General features: G+C 70.1%; 21 protein-coding genes. 10 read left to right on the top strand and 11 right to left on the bottom strand.

What is annotated here, in order from left to right; translation table 11 throughout:
* The first annotated feature begins 157 nt into the window (after nt 1–157).
* From BN940_RS01255 to BN940_RS01230, 6 genes are all read left to right on the top strand, one after another.
* Nucleotides 158–1,657 (top strand): APC family permease, encoded by a 1,500-nt coding sequence (locus BN940_RS01255; RefSeq protein WP_043679276.1) that lies wholly within the window; start codon nt 158–160, stop codon nt 1,655–1,657.
* The gene (locus BN940_RS01250) at nt 1,632–2,216 is read left to right on the top strand and encodes a DUF3156 family protein (protein ID WP_043679274.1); all 585 of its coding nucleotides are present in this window, start codon (nt 1,632–1,634) and stop codon (nt 2,214–2,216) included. Before BN940_RS01255 ends, BN940_RS01250 begins: the two co-directional genes overlap by 26 nt.
* Before the next feature lie 53 nt (nt 2,217–2,269).
* Complete coding sequence (locus tag BN940_RS01245) at nt 2,270–2,743, top strand: helix-turn-helix domain-containing protein (RefSeq protein ID WP_052355509.1); 474 nt, start codon at nt 2,270–2,272, stop codon at nt 2,741–2,743.
* 84 nt (nt 2,744–2,827) lie between these two features.
* Nucleotides 2,828–4,087, top strand: coding sequence for an NAD(P)/FAD-dependent oxidoreductase (locus tag BN940_RS01240; protein WP_084330438.1), 1,260 nt, complete (start codon nt 2,828–2,830; stop codon nt 4,085–4,087).
* Nucleotides 4,088–4,123: 36 nt separating this feature from the next.
* Nucleotides 4,124–4,489, top strand: a complete 366-nt coding sequence (locus BN940_RS01235) for a cupin domain-containing protein (RefSeq protein ID WP_043679271.1) — start codon at nt 4,124–4,126, stop codon at nt 4,487–4,489.
* A 96-nt stretch (nt 4,490–4,585) separates the two neighbouring features.
* On the top strand, nt 4,586–5,449 hold the full coding sequence (locus tag BN940_RS01230) for an aldo/keto reductase (RefSeq protein WP_043679268.1): 864 nt from the start codon (nt 4,586–4,588) through the stop codon (nt 5,447–5,449).
* Between the two features lie 39 nt (nt 5,450–5,488).
* Here the strand turns inward: BN940_RS01230 and BN940_RS01225 are convergent, their stop codons facing one another.
* The 6 genes from BN940_RS01225 to xdhA all read right to left on the bottom strand — a co-directional run bounded on the left by BN940_RS01225 (nt 5,489) and on the right by xdhA (nt 14,075).
* The gene (locus BN940_RS01225) at nt 5,489–6,037 is read right to left on the bottom strand and encodes a YaeQ family protein (RefSeq protein ID WP_043679265.1); all 549 of its coding nucleotides are present in this window, start codon (nt 6,035–6,037) and stop codon (nt 5,489–5,491) included.
* An 11-nt stretch (nt 6,038–6,048) separates the two neighbouring features.
* Nucleotides 6,049–7,545 (bottom strand): AMP nucleosidase, encoded by a 1,497-nt coding sequence (locus BN940_RS01220; RefSeq protein ID WP_052355508.1) that lies wholly within the window; start codon nt 7,543–7,545, stop codon nt 6,049–6,051.
* Nucleotides 7,546–7,687: 142 nt separating this feature from the next.
* Entirely contained in the window at nt 7,688–9,025 is a 1,338-nt protein-coding gene (gene guaD / locus BN940_RS01215) for a guanine deaminase (protein ID WP_052355507.1), read from the bottom strand.
* Between the two features lie 100 nt (nt 9,026–9,125).
* The gene (xdhC, locus tag BN940_RS01210) at nt 9,126–10,172 is read right to left on the bottom strand and encodes a xanthine dehydrogenase accessory protein XdhC (protein ID WP_043679262.1); all 1,047 of its coding nucleotides are present in this window, start codon (nt 10,170–10,172) and stop codon (nt 9,126–9,128) included.
* 32 nt (nt 10,173–10,204) lie between these two features.
* Nucleotides 10,205–12,568, bottom strand: coding sequence for a xanthine dehydrogenase molybdopterin binding subunit (gene xdhB, locus BN940_RS01205; RefSeq protein WP_409360333.1), 2,364 nt, complete (start codon nt 12,566–12,568; stop codon nt 10,205–10,207).
* A gap of 22 nt (nt 12,569–12,590) precedes the next feature.
* On the bottom strand, nt 12,591–14,075 hold the full coding sequence (gene xdhA, locus BN940_RS01200; protein WP_043679257.1) for a xanthine dehydrogenase small subunit: 1,485 nt from the start codon (nt 14,073–14,075) through the stop codon (nt 12,591–12,593).
* A 159-nt stretch (nt 14,076–14,234) separates the two neighbouring features.
* On the opposite strand from xdhA, the gene BN940_RS01195 reads away from it, so the two are divergent.
* Together BN940_RS01195 and BN940_RS01190 are read left to right on the top strand one after the other, a co-directional pair.
* Entirely contained in the window at nt 14,235–15,152 is a 918-nt protein-coding gene (locus BN940_RS01195; RefSeq protein ID WP_409360332.1) for a LysR family transcriptional regulator, read from the top strand.
* Nucleotides 15,153–15,398: 246 nt separating this feature from the next.
* A complete protein-coding gene (locus BN940_RS01190; RefSeq protein WP_043679251.1) occupies nt 15,399–16,781 on the top strand; it encodes an NCS2 family permease in 1,383 nt (460 codons plus the stop codon).
* Between the two features lie 80 nt (nt 16,782–16,861).
* Here BN940_RS01190 and BN940_RS01185 read toward each other — a convergent pair whose 3' ends face one another.
* A complete protein-coding gene (locus tag BN940_RS01185) occupies nt 16,862–17,800 on the bottom strand; it encodes a LysR substrate-binding domain-containing protein (protein WP_043685419.1) in 939 nt (312 codons plus the stop codon).
* 153 nt (nt 17,801–17,953) lie between these two features.
* Between BN940_RS01185 and uraD the strand changes: the two genes are divergently transcribed.
* Nucleotides 17,954–18,460 (top strand): 2-oxo-4-hydroxy-4-carboxy-5-ureidoimidazoline decarboxylase, encoded by a 507-nt coding sequence (gene uraD / locus BN940_RS01180; protein ID WP_242404240.1) that lies wholly within the window; start codon nt 17,954–17,956, stop codon nt 18,458–18,460.
* A gap of 27 nt (nt 18,461–18,487) precedes the next feature.
* Complete coding sequence (locus BN940_RS01175; RefSeq protein ID WP_043679245.1) at nt 18,488–19,000, top strand: ureidoglycolate lyase; 513 nt, start codon at nt 18,488–18,490, stop codon at nt 18,998–19,000.
* Between the two features lie 103 nt (nt 19,001–19,103).
* Here the strand turns inward: BN940_RS01175 and BN940_RS01170 are convergent, their stop codons facing one another.
* The 4 genes from BN940_RS01170 to BN940_RS01155 all read right to left on the bottom strand — a co-directional run bounded on the left by BN940_RS01170 (nt 19,104) and on the right by BN940_RS01155 (nt 21,951).
* Nucleotides 19,104–19,400, bottom strand: coding sequence for a hypothetical protein (locus tag BN940_RS01170; protein ID WP_043679243.1), 297 nt, complete (start codon nt 19,398–19,400; stop codon nt 19,104–19,106).
* Nucleotides 19,401–19,423: 23 nt separating this feature from the next.
* Nucleotides 19,424–20,134 (bottom strand): ABC transporter ATP-binding protein, encoded by a 711-nt coding sequence (locus BN940_RS01165; RefSeq protein ID WP_043679240.1) that lies wholly within the window; start codon nt 20,132–20,134, stop codon nt 19,424–19,426.
* A 61-nt stretch (nt 20,135–20,195) separates the two neighbouring features.
* Nucleotides 20,196–20,957 carry an ABC transporter ATP-binding protein gene (locus BN940_RS01160; RefSeq protein ID WP_043679237.1) on the bottom strand — a complete coding sequence of 254 codons (762 nt, stop codon included), beginning with the start codon at nt 20,955–20,957 and terminating at the stop codon, nt 20,196–20,198.
* 1 nt (nt 20,958) lies between these two features.
* Complete coding sequence (locus BN940_RS01155) at nt 20,959–21,951, bottom strand: branched-chain amino acid ABC transporter permease (RefSeq protein WP_242404239.1); 993 nt, start codon at nt 21,949–21,951, stop codon at nt 20,959–20,961.
* Nucleotides 21,952–21,957 lie beyond the last annotated feature (6 nt).

Genomic DNA, 21,957 nt, shown 5'->3' with positions numbered 1-21,957 from the left:
GCCCGGTCAAGACGCCGCACCGGAATGCGCAGATAGTGGACCATCCCCGCGTCCGGATCCCGGGCGCGCAGGGCAAAGGAGAGCGCCCGGCCATTTCCCGCCGGCCGCAGACGCAGGGGCTCGCGACGAAGCCCCATCGAACAGCCGAGGTCCGCACATGTCAATCAACGCAAGACTCGACGCCCACCTGAACCAGGGCGTCATCGGGTTTCCCACGGCCCTGGCCAGCACCGTGGGCCTGATCATGGCCAGCCCCGTGATCCTGACCGCCACCATGGGCTTCGGCCTGGGCGGCAGCGCCTTCGCCATCGCCATCGTGATCGCCCTGGTGATGATGCTGGCGCAATCCACCACCTTCGCCGAAGCCGCCGCCATCCTGCCGACCACCGGCTCCGTGTACGACTACATTTCCTGCGGCATGGGGCGGTTCTTCGCCATCACCGGCACCATTTCGGCCTACCTGATCGTGCACGTCTTCGCCGGCACGGCCGAGACCATCCTGTCGGGCGTCATGGCCCTGGTCAATTTCGAGCATCTCAACACCCTGGCCGAATCGGCCGGCGGCTCCTGGCTGCTGGGGGTCGCCTTCGTGCTGGTCTTCGGCGTGCTGAACGCCTTCGGGGTCAGCGTCTTCGGCAAGGCCGAAGTCGTGCTCACCTTCGGCATGTGGACCACGCTGATGGTGTTCGGCGTGCTGGGCCTGTTCGCCGCGCCGGCCGTCCGGCTCGACGGCTGGTTCGGCGCCTCGGAAATCGGCACCGACCCGCTCACCATCCTGTCGCTGGTGGGCATGGCCATGTTCATGTTCGTCGGCGCCGAATTCGTCACGCCCCTGGCGCCCGACCTGAAACGCTCGGCCCGGGTGCTGCCGCGCGCCATGGCCCTGGGCCTGTTCGGCGTGGCCGCCTGCATGTTCATCTACGGCGCGGCCATGCGGCGCCAGGTCGAGAACGTGCTGCTGGACCCGGCCCTCGGGCTTCACCTGCTCGACACGCCGATGGCGATCCCGCAGTTCGCGCGCCAGGTCATGGGCGACATCGGCCCCATCTGGCTGGGCATCGGCTTCCTGTTCGCCGGCGCCGCCACCATCAACACCCTGATGGCGGGCGTCCCGCGCATCATGTACGGCATGGCCGTCGACGGCACCCTGCCGCGCCTGTTCGCCTATCTGCACCCGCGCTTCAAGACACCGGTGGTCTGCATCGCCGTCGCCATGGCGATCCCCTGCCTGCACGCGCTCTGGCTGGGCGGCAACGCCGACCACTTGCTCAACCTGGTGCTCGCCGCGGTCTGCGCCTGGGCCACCGCCTACCTGCTGGTCACGCTGTCGGTCGTGATCCTGCGCATCCGCCGCCCCGACCTGCCGCGCGCCTACCGCGCGCCCTTCTTCCCCCTGCCGCAGATCGTCTCCAGCGCCGGCATGCTGCTGGGCATGTGGTTCATCACGCCCCCGGGCATGGATCCCGCGGACGTATACGTGCCCTTCGCCCTCATGCTGGGCGGCACGGCGGCCTACGCCCTGTTCTGGACCCTGGCCGTCCAGCGCGTCCACCCCTTCCGCCCCGTGCCGGTCGAGGAAGTCCTCGAAAAGGAATTCCGCGCCTACGCGGCGGCGCAGCCGGCCCCGTCCCATGTCCTGGCTGCGAAGGCTGTCTGAGGCCCTGGACCGGCGCGGCCCCGCCGGCTATCGGCCGGGAGTCACGCTGGAGCACGTGCGGCGGGACTTCCACGACTGGCGCTGCGAACCGCTGGACGCGCGCGGCGCCCGCTTCGGCCGGCCCGGCGCGGCGCTGGTGTTCGAGGTGCGGGAGCGCACGCAGTCCGAGTTGCTGATGCATCTCGTGCTGACGGAATTCATCGTCCGGGCGCCCGCCCGCCACCCCGCGCCCGCCCGGCTCGACGTCCGCCACACCGGCGCCTGGCGCCGCACCGGCCTGCGCTACGCGGCCCGGCGCGGCGCGCCGCCGCCCGAGGCGCTGCTGGCCGAACTGCGCGAGGACCCCGCGCTGCGCGCGGCGCTGATGCCGCTGGACTTCAAGCGCCTGCGCATCGAACGCCAGGCCGCCGGCTGGACCGCCACCCTGGAGCACATGGCCGGCAGCGAGGTCGTCAACCGCATGCCGGCCTTCCGGCGCTACATCGCCTTCGCCCCGGCGCAGCGCGACGCCCTGCTGGCCGCCCTGGCGCGCCTGCAGGCCATCCTGGCGCGGCACTGAGCCGCCGATCCGGATTAGCCCGGATACCCGGACGCCAGCGATCTCTGTACCTGATGGTCAACCAGCTCTGCCGCCGCACGCTGACCAGCGCGGCGGAGGCCGAGGCCGACGCCCTGCGCGACGCCCTGCTGCAGCTGCTGCCCGCGGCCCTGGCGCCGGACGATGCGCCCGAGGCGAACCCGGAGGCCCTGCCGGGCGACAGCCTGCTGGAATACGCCCGGCAGCTGATCGACGAGTCCCTGGGCCAGGCTTCGCTCGACCCCGATGCGCTGGCCCGCCGCATGAAGATCTCGGTGCGCCGCCTGTACCGGCTGTTCGAGGCCGAGAACGACAGCGTCTGCCGCTACATCCAGCACAGGAGGCTGCAGCGCTGCGCCCAGGACCTGTCCAATCCCGCGCTGAAATCGCACTCCATCACCACCATCGCCTTCAAATGGGGGTTCGTGGATTCCGCCCACTTCAGCCGCCCCTTCAAGAAGCACTACGCGCTCGCGCCCCGCGAATACCGCCAGCGCGCGCTGGCGTAGCCGGCCCGCGGCGGCGGGGCCTGTCAATCCCGGACAAGCCCGCCGCACGATCAGGCAAGACGGCCACCCCGCTTCCGGCGCCTAATATCCCCACCGCCCGACGACCTTCGACCGGCGCCCGCGCGCCTGCGCCACGCCGGCCCCGCGCCGTTTCCACCGCCCGCTGTCATCACCGCCCTGGAGCTGGCCGAGAAGGGCGTCACCCACATCGTCGTGCTCGAAGGCCGCTACCTGGGCTTCGGCGGCACCGGCCGCAACGGCGGGCAGATCATGGCCGGCATCGGCCACGACCTGGAAAAGATCCGCAAGGACGTCGGCGAGGACGGTCTGCGCCGGATCTTCGAGATCAGCGACATGGGCGCCGACATCATCAAGGACCGGATCCGGAAATACGACATCGATGCCGACTTCCAGCACGGCTACGGCTACATGGGCTTCAACGCCCGCCAGGCGAAGACCCTGCGGGCCTGGGAGAAGGAATTCAAGTCGCTGGGCTCGCGCCACGAGATCCGCTATCTCGAAGGCGCCGACGTCCGCCAGATCATCGGCACCGACGCCTACCACTGCGGCCTGCTGCACATGGGCGGCGGCCACGTCCACTCGCTGAACCTGCTGCTGGGCGAGGCCCGGGCGCTGGCGAGCCACGGCGCGCAGATCTTTGAATACAGCCCCGCCCTGGAAGTGCGCTACGGCGACCGCATCACCGTGCGCACCGGCAAGGGCTCCGTCCGGGCCGCCAAGCTGCTCTGGGCCTGCGACAGCTTCCTGAACCGGCTCGAACCCGAGCTGCACCGGACCACCATCAACACCTACGCCTTCCAGCTGATGACCGAGCCCCTGTCCGAGGAGCTGATCCGGCGCATCAGCCCGATCCGGGGCGCCTACAGCGACATCCGCCCCATCATCGACTACTACCGCGTGACCAACGAAAACCGCCTGCTGTTCGGCGCGGCCACCCCCTTCGTCGAGCACATCCCGCTCGACCTCAAGGCCTGGAACCGCAGGCTGATGCTGAAGATCTTCCCCTACCTCGCGGACGTGAAGATCGACCTCGCCTGGGGCGGGCCGATGGCCTGCAGCCCGAACCTGTTCCCCCAGATCGGCACCCTGCCGGGCCGCCCCAACGCGTTTTTCGTGCAGGGCTATTCGGGCTTCGGCGTCACCCCCAGCCACATCATCTGCAAGGTCCTGGCCGAAGGCATGCACGAAGGCTCGGACCGCTACGAGCTGATCCGCTCGGTGCGCCGGATCCGGGTCGTGGGCAAGGACCATTTCCGCCCCGTGCTGCTGACCGCCGGCAAGACCTGGCACCAGATCTCCGGCTACTGGAACGGCCGCCGCTGATTTCACCCACCGTTTTTTTCCACACAGGAACCTCCCATGAGCTTGACCCCCATCCCCAAAGGCATCACCCTCGACCAGCTGGACCCCTGGGGGACCGTGGCCGACCTGGGCTCCGAAATCCTCGAAGGCGATCCGCGGGCCTTCGGCCGGATGACCGACGGCGCGCCCGACTCCCCGGTCAGCGCCGCCTTCTTCGGCACCACCCGAAGCCGCTTCCGCATGGTCTATCCGTTCAACGAGCAGGCCACCGTCGTCACCGGCGCGGTGCGCCTGACGGACGAGTCCACCGGCCAGTCCACCCATTTCGGCGTCGGCGATTCCTGGTTCGTCACCAAGGGCACGCCGGTGCTGTGGGAAATCCTCAGCGACAGCTTCGTCAAGCACTATCACGCGGTCGCCTGACTGGCGCGGTCGCCTGAGCGCGGTCGCCTGACTGGCGCCGCCGCGCATGCGGTCCTATCATGATTCCTTCCACCGACTCATGACAGGACGGTTCCCATGTCCACCACACCCAATGCGGCCGCCTCCGGCACGTTCCTGATCGGCGGCGACATCCCCGTCCACCGGCTCGGCTACGGGGCCATGCGCATCACCGGCCCCGGCATCTGGGGACCGCCGGCGGACCCGGCCGCCGCCCTGGCCACGCTGCGGCGCCTGCCCGAATTCGGGGTGAACTTCATCGACACGGCCGACAGCTACGGGCCGTTCGTCAGCGAGGACCTGATCCGCGAAGCCCTGCATCCCTATGCGGGGCTGCTGATCGCCACCAAGGGCGGGCTGCTGCGCCACGGCCCCGACAAATGGGTGCCGCTGGGCGATCCCGGCTACCTGCGCCAGTGCGTGCTGATGAGCCTGCGCCGGCTGGGGCTGGAGCGCATCGACCTGTGGCAGCTGCACCGCCTGGACCCCGGCGCATCGCGCCAGGCCCAGCTGCAGGCGATCGCCGACATGCGCCGTGAAGGCCTGATCCGCCACGTGGGCCTGAGCGAAGTCCAGCCGGCCGACATCCAGGAAGCCCAGCAGTATTTTCCCGTCGCCACCGTGCAGAACCAGTACAACCTGGGCGAGCGCAAAAGCGAGGCCGTGCTGGACTACTGCACCGAACACCGCATCGGCTTCATTCCCTGGTATCCGCTGAATGCGGGCAAGCTGGCACGGCCCGGCTCCAAGCTGGAAGACATCGCCCGGCACCACGGCGTCACGACCAGCGCCATCGCCCTGGCCTGGCTGCTGAAGCGCTCGCCGGTGATGCTGCCCATACCCGGAACCGCCAATCCCGACCACCTGGCCCAGAACGTGGCGGCCGCCCAGGTCAGCCTGAGCGACCAGGAATTCGACGCGCTGGACCGGGCGGCCGCCTGATCCGGCGCGCCGGCCGGACGGGCCCGCCCCGCCGGAGGCTCATTCCGCCTCGCGCAGGCAGCGCACGTCCAGGCTCGCGTCGCCACGCTCGCACGACACCCAGGCCGTGCGGTCGGTGACGTTCACGCTCAGGCTCATGCTGCGTTCGGCCAGCGCCGCCAGGGCGCGCGTGGCCTCCGTGTCCAGCACATGGACCTGCAGGTTGGCGGCGCGCTCCAGCTTGCCGCGCACCCCGGACCACCAGACGTCCGCGCCGCGCCCGTAGGCCAGCACGGTCACCCGGTCCGCCCGGCCGCAGGCCTTCAGCACGCGGCGCTCGTCGGGCAGGCCGACCTCGATCCACTGGCGCACCGCGCCGGTCAGGTCCAGGTTCCAGAGATCGGGCTCGTCGGTGTCGCTCAGCCCCCGCGTGAAGACCAGCCGCTCGTCGGCCTCGACCCACAGGGCGTAGGCCAGCAGCCGCACCATCAGGCGCTCGTCGGTCTCGGACGGGTGCCGCGCAACGGTGACGGCATGGCTGCCGTAGTAGGCGCGGTCGTTGTCCGCGACGTGGAGTTCGGCTTTGTAGACGGTGGAGCGCAGGGCCATGGTGACTTCGATTACTTGAACGCCGTTTCGATGAAACTGCGCAATTTACGCGAGTGCAGGCGCTCGCCGGGCATCTCGCGCAGGTGTTCCAGCGCCCGGATGCCGATGTGCAGGTGCTGGCTGACCTGGGTGCGGTAGAAGGCGGTGGCCATGCCCGGCAGCTTGAGTTCGCCGTGCAGCGGCTTGTCCGACACGCACAGCAGCGTGCCGTAGGGCACGCGGAAGCGGAAGCCGTTGGCCGCGATGGTGGCCGATTCCATGTCCAGGGCGATGGCGCGCGACTGCGACAGGCGCTGCACCGGCTCCTGCTGGTCGCGCAGTTCCCAGTTGCGGTTGTCGATGGTGGCCACCGTGCCGGTGCGCATGATCTTCTTCAGTTCCCAGCCCGACAGGCCGGACACGTCGGCCACGGCCTGCTCCAGGGCGACCTGGACCTCGGCCAGCGGCGGCACCGGCACCCACAGGGGCAGGTCGTCGTCCAGCACGTGGTCCTGGCGCACGTAGCCGTGGGCCAGCACGTAGTCCCCCAGCCGCTGGGTGGTGCGCAGCCCCGCGCAATGGCCCAGCATCAGCCAGGCCGACGGCCGCAGCACGGCGACGTGGTCGGTGATGGTCTTGGCGTTGGACGGCCCCACGCCGATGTTGATCAGGGTGATGCCGGTGTGCCCCGGGCGCTTCAGGTGGTAGGACGGCATCTGCGGCAGCGGCACCGGCCCGGTGCGGGGCTCGTCCAGGTTTTCGCGCGTGACGATGCGGTTGCCGGGCTCGACCAGTTCCGTGTAGCCGCCCGTGCCGCGGGCCAGCGTCTCGCGCGCCCACTGGACGAAGCCGTCGACGTAGAACTGGTAGTTGGTGAACAGCACGAAGTCCTGGAAATGCACCGGCGCCGTGGCCGTGTAGTGCTGCAGCCGGTGCAGGGAATAGTCGATGCGCGGCGCGGTGAAGGGCGCCAGGGGGCGGGCCTGGTTAGCGCGGCCGCGCCAGGTGCCGTTGACGATGGCGTCGTCGGTCACCGCCAGGTCGGGCACGTCGAAGTGGTCGCGCAGGGTGTGGCCCGGGACCTCGGAGTACTCGCCCTCGACGTACTCGCCTTCCGGGAAGGCGAAGTGCAGGGGGATGGGCAGGTCGGACTCGCCGATCTCCACCGGCACGCCGTGGTTGCGCAGCAGCAGGCGCACCTGTTCGCGCAGGTAGTCGTGAAACAGGCCGGGCTGCGTCACCGTGGTCATGTAGACGCCCGGCTCGACCAGGTGGCCGTAGGACAGGCGGCTGTCGATTTCCTGGTAGGAATGCACCCGGATGCGGATCGCCGGATAGCAGGCGCGCACCCGCTGGCCGGTCTCCAGGCCGTTGACGCAGTATTCGCGGAAGGCGTCGCGGATGAAGGCGGTGTTGCGCCGGTAGATTTCCAGCAGCCGGTCCACCGCCGCGTCGGCGTCCTCGTAGCTGGAGAACGGGATCAGCGGCGGCAGCCGGGTCGGGCGCGCGGTGTCGATGAATTTTTCCATGCGCCCGATTATGGCAGGTCTGCGTGAACTTTTGCCGCCGGGATGAGCCTGGCCACCGGATCATGCCCACGGGCGGTTCCGCGCCGGGCGGGTCCGGGCGGCCTGCAGGCCGCGAGGTGAACGGAAGACAGGGAACTGCCTCTTACCCCCGCCGGTGCACCTCCCGCCCCGCCGCGTAGGTGGCGGCGATGGCGCGGTCGTCGCCCAGCATCGCCAGGGCGAACAGCAGTTCCTCCAGCGATTCGGCCAGGGCGCTGCGGCGCTCCAGCAGCGGCGTGGCCTTGGGGTCCAGGACGATGAAGTCGGCCTCGGCGCCCGGCTCCAGCGTGCCGATCCGGCCGGTCAGGCCCAGGTGCTTGGCGGCGCCCTGCGTGGCCTGCCAGAACATGCGCCGCGCCGTCAGGTAGTGGCCCGACAGGCGCGCGATCTTGTGCGCCTCGTTCATGGTCAGCAGCATGGAGAAGGACGAGCCGCCGCCCACGTCGGTGGCCAGGGCCACCGGCATGCCGAAGTCCTTGGCCGCCGCGAAATCGAACAGGCCGCTGCCCAGGAACTGGTTGGACGTGGGACAGTGGGCGGCGACGGCGCCCGCGTCGCGCATGCGCCGGCGGTCGTCGTCGTCCAGCCAGACGCAGTGGCCGTAGACCGAGCGGGGCCGCAGCAGGCCGTAGCGGTCGTAGATGTCCAGGTAGCTGCGGTAGCCGGGGAACAGGCCCATGACCCACTTCACCTCGTCGCGGTTCTCCGACACGTGCGACTGGATGAACACGTCCTGGTAGCGTTTGGCCAGCTCGCCGCACAGGCCGAGCTGCTCGGGCGTGGAGGTGGGCGCGAAGCGCGGCGTCAGGGCGTACAGCTGGCGCCCCGTGCCGTGCCAGCGGCGGATCAGGTCCTCGCTGTCGCGGGCGCCGGATTCGGCCGTGTCGCGCAGGTATTCGGGACAGTTGCGGTCCATCAGGACCTTGCCCGCCACCATGCGCAGGTCGCGCGCGTGGCTTTCCTCGAAGAAGGCCTGGGCCGAGCCCGGATGCACGGTGCAGTACACCAGCGCGGTGGTGGTGCCGCAGCGCAGCAGCTCGTCGAGGAAGAAGCGCGCCACGTCGCGGGCGTATTCCGGATTCTCGAAGCGCCGCTCGGTCGGGAAGGTATAGGTTTCCAGCCACGGCAGCAGGCCCGGCGCCGGCGAGGCGATCATGTCGGTCTGCGGGTAGTGGATGTGGGTGTCGATGAAGCCCGGCGTGATCAGGCGGCCGCGCCAGTCGTTGACCGGCGTGCCGGGGGGCAGTTCGCCGATCAGCCGGTCGTAGTCGCCGCACTGCTCGATGCGGCCGTCGCGCACGACCAGCAGGCCGTCGCGGATCCACTCGCAGGCTTCGTCCTCGGCCTTGGGGGTATCGCGGAAATACAGCAGCTGGGCGCGGTAGGCCTGCGGGCCGGACGCGGTCGATCGGACGGGCGCGGACGGGGTCGTGGACGTCATGAGGTCTCCTCGGTCGTGGTCTGCGGGCCGCAGTCCGCCTGCGCGGCGGGGCCGGCGGCCCGGCGTTCTTCAATGGGGGGGTTCGGGGGATCCGGGGGGTTCAGTGGGCGGGGGCCTCGGCCCGGGCCGGCGCGCCGGCCCGCCGCTCGCGCTCCGAGCGCAGGCGCAGCAGCTGGGCGGCGACCGCGACGGCGATCACGGCGGGCTGCTTGCCCTCGATGCCGGGCTCGCCGATCGGACAGACGATGCGCGCGACCCGTTCCGGCGGAATGCCGCGCGCGCGGAAGCGGTGCTCGAACTTGCGCCGCTTGGTCTGCGAGCCGATCAGGCCGAAATACGCCACGTCGTCGCGCCGCAGCAGCTGTTCGCACAGGCGCTGGTCGAGCGCGTGGTCATGGGTCATGATGAGAAAGCAGCTGCCGGGCGGGGCCTCGTCGATCACGGCCTCGGGCGTGTCGGTCGCCTCGATGGACACGTTGGCGGGCACCGCGCCGGGGAACAGATCGTCGCGCGCGTCCACCCAGGTCACCCGGCAGGGCAGGGTGCCCAGGACATGCACCAGGGCCTGGCCGACGTGGCCCGCGCCGAAGATCACCACGTGCAGCGGATCGGGGCGCACGGCCTCGCGCAGCGTCAGGCAGCCCCGCACGGGGTCGGGGCGCAGCAGCCGGTCGGCGTCCGGGCCGGCGGCGTCCGCGGCGATGGCGGCGGATTCCGCCTCGTCCGGTGCGGACACGCGCACCCAGGGCGCCACGCCCGCCCCGCCCAGGCCGACTTCGCGGATGCGGCCGGCCGGCGTCTGCAGGCCGGCGCGCAGGGCTTCCAGCCAGGCGCGGTCGGATTCCCGCAGGCGCTCGAACAGCAGGTGCACCATGCCGCCGCAGCACTGGCCCAGCGCCGGCCCCAGGGGCAGGGCCTCGATCCAGCGGTCGGGGCCGTCATCCGCGCGCAGGCGCGCGCGGGCGAATTCGGCCGCCTTCCATTCCAGGTGCCCGCCGCCGATGGTGAACCACTGGTGGCCGGCGGACACGAGCATCTTGGCCCCGGCCTCGCGCGGGGCCGAGCCCTGGACCCAGGCGACCGTGACGAGCACCGCCGCCTGCCGCCGGTCCAGGCACCACAGGGCCTGATCGATCCAGGCGTTCATGGCTTCCCGACTCCTCGATGTGCGGCGCGGGCCTAGCCCGCGCGGCGCCTGCGCAGGCCTTCGGCCGCCTTCAGGATGGCTTCCGGCGTGGCCGGCGCGCGCAGGTCGGGCGAGGTGCGCCCGTCGCCCACCGCCGCCACCGCGTCGCACAGGGCGTTGAAGGTGCTGATGCCGTGCAGCAGCGGGGGCTCGCCCACCGCCTTGGAGCGGTGCACGGTGTCCTTCAGGTTCTGCGCGCGGAACAGGCGCACGCGGAAGTCGCGCGGGCAGTCGCTGATGGCGGGGATCTTGTAGGTGGACGGCGCGTGCGTCATCAGGCGGCCGTCCTCGCGCCACCAGAGTTCCTCGGTGGTCAGCCAGCCCGTACCCTGGATGTAGCCGCCCTCGACCTGGCCCAGGTCGATCGCCGGATTGATGGACGCGCCGACGTCGTGCAGGATGTCGGCGCGCAGCAGCTTCCATTCGCCGGTCAGCGTGTCCACCACCACTTCCGACACCGCCGCGCCGAAGGCGAAGTAGAAGAACGGCCGGCCGTGCATGGTGGCCTTGTCCCAGACGATGCCCGGGGTGGCGTAGAAGCCGTCGGACCACAGCTGCACGCGGTCCCAGTAGGCCTCGTCGGCCAGCTGGCCGAACGGGATGTTGCGGCCGTTGACGTTGACCTGGCGCCAGGCGAAGACCACGTCCTCGGGCTTGCCGCCGTACTTGCGGGCGGCGAAGTCGGCCAGGCGCGCGCGCAGCTGCAGCGCGGCGTCCTCGGCGGCCTTGCCGTTCAGGTCGGTGCCCGTGGAAGCCGCCGTGGCGGAGGTGTTGGCGACCTTGTAGGTGTCGGTGGCCGTGACGCGCACGCAGTCCAGGTCCAGCCCCAGGGTGTTGGCCACGACCTGGGCGACCTTGGTGTTCAGGCCCTGGCCCATTTCCGTGCCGCCGTGGTTCACCAGCACGGAGCCGTCGCGGTAGATGTGCACCAGCGCGCCCGCCTGGTTGAAGGCCGGCACGTTGAAGGAGATGCCGAACTTCACCGGCGTCAGCGCCAGGCCCTTTTTCAGGATGGGGCTGGAGGCGTTGAAGTCGTTGACCGCCTGGCGGCGCGCCCGGTAGTCGGAACTGGCGACCAGCTCGGCCACCAGCGGCTCGATCAGGTTGCCCTCGACCACCTGGCCGTAGGGCGTGGTGTTGCGCGTCTCGATGCCGTAGAAATTGGTCTGGCGCACGTCCAGCGGGTCGCGGCCCAGCTCGCGGGCGATGCGCTCGATCACGACTTCGGTCAGCAGCGCGCCCTGCGGGCCGCCGAAGCCGCGGAAGGCCGTGTTCGACTGTGTGTTCGTCTTGCCGCACATGGCGCGCACGTCGGCCGCCGGGATGTAGTAGGCGTTGTCGAAGTGGCACACGGCCCGGCTGGCGACGGCCTCGGACAGGTCGGCGGAAAAGCCGGAATGCAGCGTCATGTCCAGGCGCATGCCCAGGATCCGGCCCTCGTCGTCGTAGCCCACTTCGTACTCGTAGTGGAAGCCGTGGCGCTTGCCGGTGATCATCATGTCGTCGTCGCGGTCCGCGCGCAGCTTCACGGGGCGCTGCAGCCGGTGCGCGGCGACCGAGGCCAGGCAGGCGAAGACCGCCGACTGGGATTCCTTGCCGCCGAAGCCGCCGCCCATGCGGCGGCATTCGATCTGGACCTGGTGGGCGTGCCAGCCCAGCGCATGGCCCACCACGGCCTGCATTTCCGTCGGGTGCTGGGTGGAGCACCAGACCAGCATGCCGTCCTTCTCGCGCGGGATCGCGTAGGCGATCTGGCCTTCCAGGTAGAACTGCTCCTGGCCGCCGCAGTCGAAGGTGCCCTTCAGGCGGCGCGGCGCGGCGTCCAGCGCGGCCTGCACGTCGCCCTGGACCAGGCGCATGTCGGGCAGGGTGCGGGAGCCGGCTTCCTTCGCCTGCACCGGCGTGAGCAGGTGGGGCAGTTCCTCGTAGTCGATCCGGCCCAGGCGCGCGGCGCGGCGCGCGGCGTCCACCGAGCGCGCCACCACCATGAACAGCGGCTGGCCGACGTACTGCACCAGGCCGTCGGCCAGCAGGGGATCGTCGTGGATCACCGGACCGCAGTTGTTCTCGCCCGGGATGTCGCGCGCGGTGAGCACGGCGACGACGCCCGGGGCGCGGCGCACGGCCTCCAGGTCCATGCCGCGCACGTGGGCGTGCGCCTTGGCCGACAGGCCCAGGGCGGCGTAGACGGTGCCGCGCAGTTCGGGAATGTCGTCGGTGTAGACGGCTTCGCCGGTGACGTGCAGCGTGGCGGATTCGTGCGGGCTGGACGCGCCCGCGGCGGGTTCGCCCTGGACGGGACGGGGAATGCGGTCGTTGGCGACGGCCAGCCGGTCCAGTTCGACCGGCACATTGATGCGCATGTTCATGACGGCCTCCTCAAGCGATGTCGGCCAGCGCGGCCGTACTGACCTGATGCGTCGCCAGCGGCGCCCCAGGGGCGGTTTCCAGGTAGAAGCGGTACAGCAGGTTGCGCGAGGCGAGCAGGCGGTATTCGCTGCTGGCGCGCATGTCGGTCAGGGGCTTGAAATCCTCCGCCACGGCGTCCATCGCGGCGCGCACGTGGGTCTCGTCCCAGGGCTGGCCCTGCAGGACGGCCTCCACGGCGCGCGCGCGGCTGGGCGTGGCCGCCACCCCGCCGAAGCCGGTGCGCACGGACTTCGCCACGCCGGATCCGTCCAGGATCACGGCGAAGGCCGCGCACACCGCCGAGATGTCCTGGTCGAAGCGCTTGGACAGCTTGTAGTGGCGGAACTGGCGGCCTTCCACCCGCACGGGCACGCGCAGGCCCTGGACGAATTCGCCGGGCTCGGCGGCGTTCTTCTGGTAGCCCAGGTAGTAGTCTTCCAGCGGCATCTCGCGCACGCGCTCGCCGCGGCGCAGGATGATGCGGGCACCCAGGGCGATCAGGCCCGGCATGGAATCGCCGATCGGCGAGCCGTTGGCCACGTTGCCGCCCAGCGTGCCGGCGTTGCGGATCGGGAAGGACGCGAAGCGCTGGCGCAGTTCGGCCATTTCGGGGATGTGCTCGACCAGCGCGTCGAAGGCGTCGTTCAGCAGCGCGCCCGCGCCGATGAGCAGGTCGTCGCCTGCCAGATGGATGTCGCGCAGTTCGGCCACCTGGCCGATGTAGATCAGGTGCGGCAGGTCGCGGAACTGCTTGGTCACCCACAGGCCCACGTCGGTGCTGCCGGCCAGGATGCGGGCGTCCGGGTGGTCCAGGCGCAGCTGCGCGAGCTGGTCCAGGGTGCGCGGCGCATGGAAGGTGTGGCCGTCGTGCGTGTAGGTGAAGACGCCGTCGCGCCGCAGCGTGGCCAGGATGCCGGCCAGGGCCGCCCGGTCGAAGGGCACGGCCGGGTAGTTGAACATTTCGCCGGCCGCGCGCACGATGGGCTGGTAGCCCGTGCAGCGGCACAGGTTGCCCGACAGCGCGTCGTCGATCTCGGTGCGCGTGGGCGCCGGATCGTGCGGGCCGTGCGCCAGGTACATGCCCCACAGGGACATGACGAAGCCCGGGGTGCAGAAGCCGCACTGCGATCCGTGGCAATCGACCATGGCCTGCTGCACCGGGTGCAGCGCGCCGTCGGCCTGGCGCAGGTCCTCGACCGTGTACAGCGCCTTGCCGTCGAGCGTGGGCAGGAACTGGATGCAGGCGTTCACCGCCCGCATGGCCACGCCGCCCCGGCCGTCGGGCTCGGCCACCATGACGGTACAGGCGCCGCAGTCGCCTTCGGCGCAGCCTTCCTTGGTGCCCATGCAGCCCAGGTCTTCACGCAGGTACTGCAGCACGGTGCGGGTCGTGGGCTGACCGGAAACTTCGTGGGTCTGGCCACGATAGTGAAAGCGAATGACATCGGTCTCCATCGCATCCCTCTTTTCGTTGAACAGGTATTGGAATCACGATATCACCGCGCGACCGTCCCAGCCATTCGCTCCAGATGATGAAGAACATCATGCCGGCATCCGGTGGACGGGCGCGGCACGCCCGTGAATAATAGGCCGATGCAACGAACCCGCGAACCCATGGACACGCATCTGCTGCGCATCCTGCAGATCCTGCTGACCGAGCAGAGCGTCTCGCGCGCCGCCATCAAGCTGGGGCTGTCTCAGCCTGCCCTGAGCAATTCGCTGCGCCGGCTGCGCGACATCACCGGCGACCCGATCCTGGTGCGCGGCAAGACCGGCATGGTGCCCACCGCCCGCGGCCTGGAGCTGCTGGCGCACGCCAACGAGGCCCTGAACGCCATCGAGCGCATCACCCAGCCGCCGGGGGCCTTCGATCCGGCCCGCACGACGCGGGAATTCCACCTGGGGGCGCCGGACTACCTGGACGCGATGTTCCTGCCGAACATCGCCGAGATCCTGCGCCGCGAGGCGCCGCACGCCAAATTCATCGTACACCCGATCAACGCCGATTACGACTACGCGGGCGGCCTGGAGGACGGCGGCCTGGACGTGGTGATCGGCAACTGGCTCGAACCGCCGCCGCAGATGCACATGGCGCGGCTGTTCGACGACGAGGTGGTCTGTATGATCGGCAGCCAGAACCCGGCTGCCCACCGCGAGCTCACCCTGAAGCACTACCTGGAACTGCCGCACCTGGCGCCCTTTCCCCACGTGACGGCGCGCCAGAGCTTCATCGACGGCCATCTGGCCTCGCAGGGCCTGAAGCGCAACATCCAGATGACCATCCCGTATTTCGGCCAGGTGGCCGGCATGCTGCTGCGCACCGACCTGATCTTCACCACCGGCCGGCAGTTCGCGCAGCACTACGTGCGCTACCTGCCCATCACCATCCTGCCCGCGCCCCTGCCCTTCCCGCCCATGCGCTTCTACCTGCTGTGGCACCGCCGTTGTCACAGCGCCCCGGAAGTCGTCTGGCTGCGCCAGTGCATCGCCAAGGTCGCCGCCATGCTGCAGGCCAGCCTGGAATCCCCCTGAACGGATGCCGCCCGGAGCCGCCCGCGCGGTATCCGGACAAACCCTGAGACTCCCCAGAAGACATCATCCGCGCTTGATAGTCGTCATCAGGACGGCGCGCACACAGCCGGAAACCACGTCCCTAGAATGGCCCGGAGCCTGTCCCCCGGCGATCGCCGCCATCGCGCCGATTCCCGCTCAAACAGGCCCGGACCCCTCGAGCGCCCGCCCCACCAGAAGGCGCCCACATTCCAGGAGACACTGCCCATGAGCGAGCAGGAACACGCCTTGTCGGCGGGGCTTGGCGCCCCCGCAACCCCCGCATCCGCCACGCCCTGGCTCGAACGGCGCTTCCAGCTGTCGGCCCGCGGCACCAGCGTGCGCCAGGAAACCCTGGCCGGGCTGACGACCTTCCTGGCGATGGTCTATTCCGTGTTCGTCGTCCCGGCGATGCTGGGCAAGGCGGGCTTCGACACGTCCTCGGTCTTCATCGCCGTCTGTCTCACCAGCGCTTTCGGTTCGCTGCTGATGGGCCTGTGGGCCAACCTGCCGATCGCCGTGGGCTGCGCGATCTCGCTGACGGCCTTCACGGCCTTCGACCTGGTCCTGGGCCAGGGCCTGTCGCCCGCCGTGGCGCTGGGCGCGATTTTCCTGATGGGCGTGATCTTCACCGGCATCTCCGCCACCGGCGTGCGCAGCTGGATCCTGCGCAACCTGCCGGCCGGCATCGCGCACGGCACCGGCATCGGCATCGGCCTGTTCCTGCTGCTGATCGCCGCCAACGAAGTCGGGCTGGTGGTGAAGAACCCCGGCCCCGGCCTGCCGGTGTCCCTGGGCGCGATCGGCGCCATGCCGGCCCTGCTGTCGGTCGTGGGCCTGGCGGCGATCTTCGGCCTGGAGCGCCGGCGCGTGCCCGGCGGCATCCTGCTGGTCATCCTGGCGCTGTCGGCCTTCGGCCTGATCTGGGACCCGGCCGTGACCTTCAAGGGCCTGTTCGCCCTGCCCGCCTTCGGCGGCGAGCACTCGCTGATCGGCGCCATGGACATCGGCGGCGCGCTCAACGCGCTGGTCATCCCCAGCGTCCTCGCCCTGGTCATGACGGCCGTGTTCGACGCCACCGGCACCATCCGCGCCGTGGCCGGCCAGGCCGGCCAGCTGGACGAGAACGGCCAGATCATCAACGGCGGCCGCGCCCTGACGGCGGACTCGGTGAGCTCCATCGTGTCGGCCGGCCTGGGCGGCGCCCCGGCGGCGGCCTACATCGAGTCGGCGGCCGGCACCGCGGCCGGCGGCAAGACCGGCCTGACGGCCACCATCGTCGGCCTGGGCTTCCTGGCGCTGATCTTCCTGTCGCCGCTGGCGGCGCTGGTGCCGTCCTACGCCACCGCGCCGGCCCTGATGTACGTGGGCCTGCTGATGCTGGGCGGCGTGCGCAAGCTGCACCTGGACGACACCGTGGACACCATGGCCGGCATGGTCTGCGCCGTGTTCATCGTGCTGACCTGCAACATCGTCACCGGCATCATGCTGGGCTTCTGCACCCTGGTGATCGGCCGCCTGTTCGCCGGCGAATGGCGCCGGCTGAACGTCGGCACCCTGGCCATCGCCGTCGCCCTGGCGGTGTTCTACCTGGGCGGCTGGGCCATCTGATCCGCCGCCGCGCCGGCCTTGCGCCCCGGTCCGCGCCACGCGGCCGCGGGCGGGCCGGCGGATCCGGCGCGCGGGACGCCTCAGCCGTCCCGCGCCAGCACGCCTTTTCCGCAATCCCCCAGCAGGTGACGCAGCCATTGATGGGAGGGCGCATGATGATTGCGCGCATGCCACAACTGATAGAACCGCATCGGCGGAAACTCGATCGGCGATTCCAGCACCGCCAGCGGCAGCAGTTCCGTGTAGTAGCGGGCGAAATGCCGCGTGGTGGTGAACACCAGGTCCGTGCCCGGCAGCAGGTAGGGCGCCAGCATGAAGGACTGCGCCTCGACGCATTCCTCGCGCTGGATGCGCAGGGACGTCAGCACCGTGTCGATCATGCCGCGCTGGGAAATGGAATACGGGGTCGGCACCACGTGCGGCACGCGCCGGTAGTCCTCCAGCGTCATGCCGCGCCGCGCCAGCGGATGGTCGGCCGCCACCATGCACACGATCTCGTCTTCCAGCAGTACCGACAGGTGCATGCGGTCCGGCGGCTCGGGCCAGTTGCCGATCACCACGTCCAGCTCGCCTTCGGCCAGCGAATGCTCGAAGTCGAAGTCCGGCCCCAGGGAATGCAGCACCAGCCGCGCATGCGGCGCCTCGCGGCGGAAGCGCGCCACCACCGACGCGGCGAAGGCCGGCGCCAGGTAGTCGGGCGAGCCGATGCGAAAGACCTGGCGGCTGCTCTCGGGCTCGAAGGCCTCGCCGGCCTCCAGCATCGCATCGATGGAGTTCAGCGCCGTGCGGGCGTGTTCCAGGATCGCCAGCGCGCGGTCGGTCGGCACCATGCCGCCCTTCTCGCGCACCAGCAGCGGATCCTGCAGGATCTGGCGCAGGTTCTTCAGCGCCACGCTGATGGCGGGCTGGGACTGGTTGAGCTTGAGCGCCGTGCGCGACACGCTGCGCTCGGCCATGAGGATGCTGAACACCTTCAGCAGGTACGTATCCAGCGTTTCGCTACCGCGTCGTGTCGACATCGTGGGGATCTCCATTCGGTCGGGGGCCGTCCGGCTTCCGCCCGCCCCCCGGGAATGCGGCACAGCATATACCACTTATACCGTGTCGCGCCCTTCATTTGACGCACGATACCCCTTAGACTTTCCATCACGATGCATTCATCCTTTTCCGTCATGACCCTGAACGAACTATCCTCCCTGGCCCAGGCCGAATTTTCCCGGGAACTCGGTACGATCTTTGAACACTCTCCCTGGATTCCGGAGCGCGCCTGGGCCGCGCGGCCCTTCGCCGACGTGCAGGCCCTGCATCAGGCCATGATGCGCGTGGTGCGCGAGGCCGACCCGGCCGAACAGCTCGCGCTCATCACGGCTCACCCGGAGCTCGCCGGCAAGGAAGCCGCCGCCGGCACCCTGACCAGCGACTCGACCAGCGAGCAGCGCGGCGCCGGCCTGGACCAGTGCAGCCCGGAGGAACTGCGGCGCCTGCGCGAGCTGAACGCCGCCTACCGCGCGCGGTTCGGCTTTCCCTTCGTGATCGCCGTCAAGGGCCGCAGCCGCCACCAGATCATGGACGCCATCGAGCAGCGGCTGCACAATGAACGGGACGCCGAATTCCAGACCTGCCTGGACCAGATCGGCCAGATCGCGCGCTTCCGCCTCGACGCCCGCTTCGCCGCCTGAGGCGCGGGGATTTTCACGGAGTCTCCCATGACCGCCACCACGCTGACGTCCCTGACCATCGAACCCCTGACGCGCGCAGCCTTCGCGCCCTTCGGCGACGTGATCCAGGCGGACGACTCGGTCCGGCACTTCACCATCAACGAAGGCAACACCGAGCGCTACCACGACCTGGCCCGCATCGATCCGGGCGAGGACGGCCGCGCCATCGTCTCGATCTTCCGCGGCCTGCCGCGCGCGCTGCCCTTCACCGTCACCATGATGGAGCGCCACCCCAAGGCCAGCCAGGCCTTCATCCCGCTGTCCGGGCGGCCGTACCTCGTCGTGGTCGCCGATCCCGCGTCCAGGCCCACGGTGGCCGACCTGCGCGTGTTCCTGTGCCGGGGCGACCAGGGCGTGAACTACGCGCGCGGCGTCTGGCACCACCCGCTGCTGGGGCTGGACGCCGTCTCCGATTTCCTGATCATCGACCGCGCCGGCCCGGGCGAGAACTGCGACGTCGTCCAGATGGAAGCGCCCGGCGTGATTCCCGCGCTGGACTGATCCGGGCGTTCCGCGTCCCGCCCGCGGCGGCGCCGTGGCGCCCGGCGGCCAGCGCCCGGCCCACGTTCGGTGCGCCCGGTGCGGCCGGGCGTTCGATGGGCGTTCAATCCATCCAGATCTCGTCGCGCGTCTCGCCCGCCAGCGTGACCTCGGACAGCGCGCGCAGCAGCTGGTTCGAGCCGGCGTCGAACATCAGCTTCTGGCGCAGGTGCTCCAGCTCGGCCGCGTCCCGGTGATGGGACACCAGGGCCACCTCGCCCACCGGGCCGCCGAAGCGGATCTTCAATTCCAGCTTCAGGCCATGCTGGTCCCACAGGTAGTCCACCCGCTGGCGCAGCAGGCGCAGGGCTTCGTCGAAGTGGCCGTTGCGCATGCGCACCCGGCGCACGAAAGTGATCATGATGACGTTCCCCCTTCCGCTGTTCAGGCGCCCAGGTATTTCTGGCGGGCCTGCGGATCGGCCCCGAGCGCGTCCGAATCGCCTTCCCAGACGATCTGGCCCTTTTCCACGATGTAATGGCGGTCCGCCAGCCGCAGCAGCGGCGCCAGGTTCTTGTCGATCACCAGGATCGCCATGCCCTCGCGGCGCAGCACCGCCAGCGCCGCCCAGATCTCCTGGCGCACCAGGGGCGACAGGCCTTCGGTCGCCTCGTCCAGGATGAGCAGTTCCGGATTGGTCATCAGCGCCCGGCCGATGGCCAGCATCTGCTGCTCCCCGCCCGAGAGCTGGTTGCCGAAATTGCCGGCGCGTTCGCGCAGGCGCGGAAACAGTTCGTAGATGCGCCGGAGCGTCCAGGGATTGCGCTTGCGGCGGCGGTCCGCGGCCGTGGCGACCAGGTTTTCCTCGACCGACAGGTTGGGAAAGATCTGGCGGCCTTCCGGCACCAGGCCGACGCCGCGCTGCGCCACCCGGTGGCTGGGCAGGTTCTGGATCTTCGCGCCGTTGAACTGCACCTGCCCCTGCCAGACCGGGTGCATGCCCATGATGCTCTTGATGGTGGTGGTCTTGCCCATGCCGTTGCGGCCCAGCAGCGTCACGCACTGTCCCGCGTCGATCTGCAGGCGCATGCCGTACAGCACCTGGCTGCGCCCGTAGCCGGACACCAGGCCCTCGACTTTCAACAAGGTACTCATAGGGCCCCCTTCATGCTCATGCATATGGCCTCCTTCCCGCACACGCTCCGCATGCGCCCGCTCATGCCGGCACCTCCTCGTCGCCCAGGTAGGCCTCGCGGACTTCGGGGCTGTTGCGGATGGCGTCCGCGTCGCCGCAGCAGATGACCTTGCCGTAGAACAGCACGCTGATGCGGTCGGCCAGGGAGAACACCGCGTCCATGTCGTGCTCGATCAGCAGGATGCCGTAGCGGCTCTTCAGGCGCCGCAGCAGGTCCACCATCATGTCCGAGCCGGTGTCGCCGTGCCCCATGCCGGCCATGGGCTCGTCCAGCAGCAGCACCTTGGGCTCCGCCGCCAGCGCCATGGCGATCTCCAGCTGGCGCTGCTGGCCGTAGGACAGCGACATGGCGAGCGTTTCGCGCCGGGCCGACAGCCCCATCAGGTCGATGAGCTCGTCCGCGCGGTCCGCCAGCCCGGGGGTTTCCACCGCCGGCGTCCAGAAATGGAAGCCGTGGCCGCGGCAGCCCTGGACCGCCAGCACCACGTTCTCCAGCACGGTGAACCGCTGGATCACCGAGGTGATCTGGTAGGACCGCCCGATCCCGGCGCGCACGCGCTGCGCCATGCCCAGCGCGTCGATGGACCGGCCGCCCAGGCTGATGGTGCCGGCGTCGCTGGGAATCTCGCCCATGATCTGGCTGATCAGCGTGGTCTTGCCGGCCCCGTTGGGGCCGATGACGGCGTGGATCTCGCCGGGCAGGATGTCCAGGTCCACGTGGTCGGTGACCAGCAGGCCGCCGTAGCGCTTGACCAGGCCGCGTATCGAAAGCAGAGGCTGCATGTCAGCGGCCCTCCCCGGGCGAGGCGAACATGCCCCAGAGCCCGTTGCGCAGGAACAGCACGATGAGCACGATCACCGGGCCCATGACGATCATCCAGTGGTCGGTCAGGCCCTTCAGGCCTTCCTCCAGCAGCAGGAAGCCGGCCGCGCCCACCACCGGCCCCACCAGGGTGCCGGCGCCGCCCAGCAGCACCATGATGATGAGCTCGCCGGAGGCCGTCCACGCCATGTAGGCGGGCGAGGCGAAGGCGGTCAGGTTGGCCAGGAAGAAGCCCGCCAGGGCGCACAGTTCGGCCGACAGCACGTAGGCCAGCAGGCGGTAGCCCAGCGGCGCGGTGCCCACCGCCCGCACCCGCCGGGCGTCCATGCTGGAGGCCCGCAGGATCAGGCCGAAGCGCGAGCGGATCACGCGGCGCAGCAGCAGCAGGCTGGCGGCCAGGCAGGCCAGCAGGGCCAGGTACAGGCCCAGGTGGCTGCCGGTCAGCGTCCCGAAACGGCTGAGCTGGCGGATCGGCAGGCCTTCGTCGCCGCCGTACTGCTTCAGCCCCACCGCCAGGAAATAGAACATCTGCGCCAGGGCCAGCGTGATCATGATGAAGGCGATGCCGTGCGTGCGCAGGGCGATCAGGCCCACGGGCGCGGCCACCAGGGCCGTCACCGCCACGACCAGCAGCAGGTGCAGGACGCCGCTGTCGGCGCCGTAGTGGGAGGCGATGGCGACGCAATAGGCGCCGATGCCGATGTACATGGCGTGGCCGAAGCTCACCAGCCCGCCGTAGCCCAGCGCCAGGTTCAGGCCCACGGCCGCCAGGGCGAACACCAGGATGCGGCTGAACTGCAGCAGCGCGTAGGCGCTGTCCGCGACGCTGGCGTACACCGGCACCAGCAGGAACAGCACGAAGATCAGGCCGGTCAGCACGGCCGGCCAGGACCCGCCGGCGGGGGCGCGCGCCGCGGGCGCATTCGGGTTCGAGATCGAGGATTCCATTTTCATGCGGGA

It is taken from the genome of Castellaniella defragrans 65Phen (genome assembly GCF_000612685.1).
Lineage (GTDB): Bacteria > Pseudomonadota > Gammaproteobacteria > Burkholderiales > Burkholderiaceae_B > Castellaniella > Castellaniella defragrans.
The sequence above is the reverse complement of the archived record's forward strand: the minus strand, read 5'-3'. Positions and strand labels throughout refer to the sequence as shown.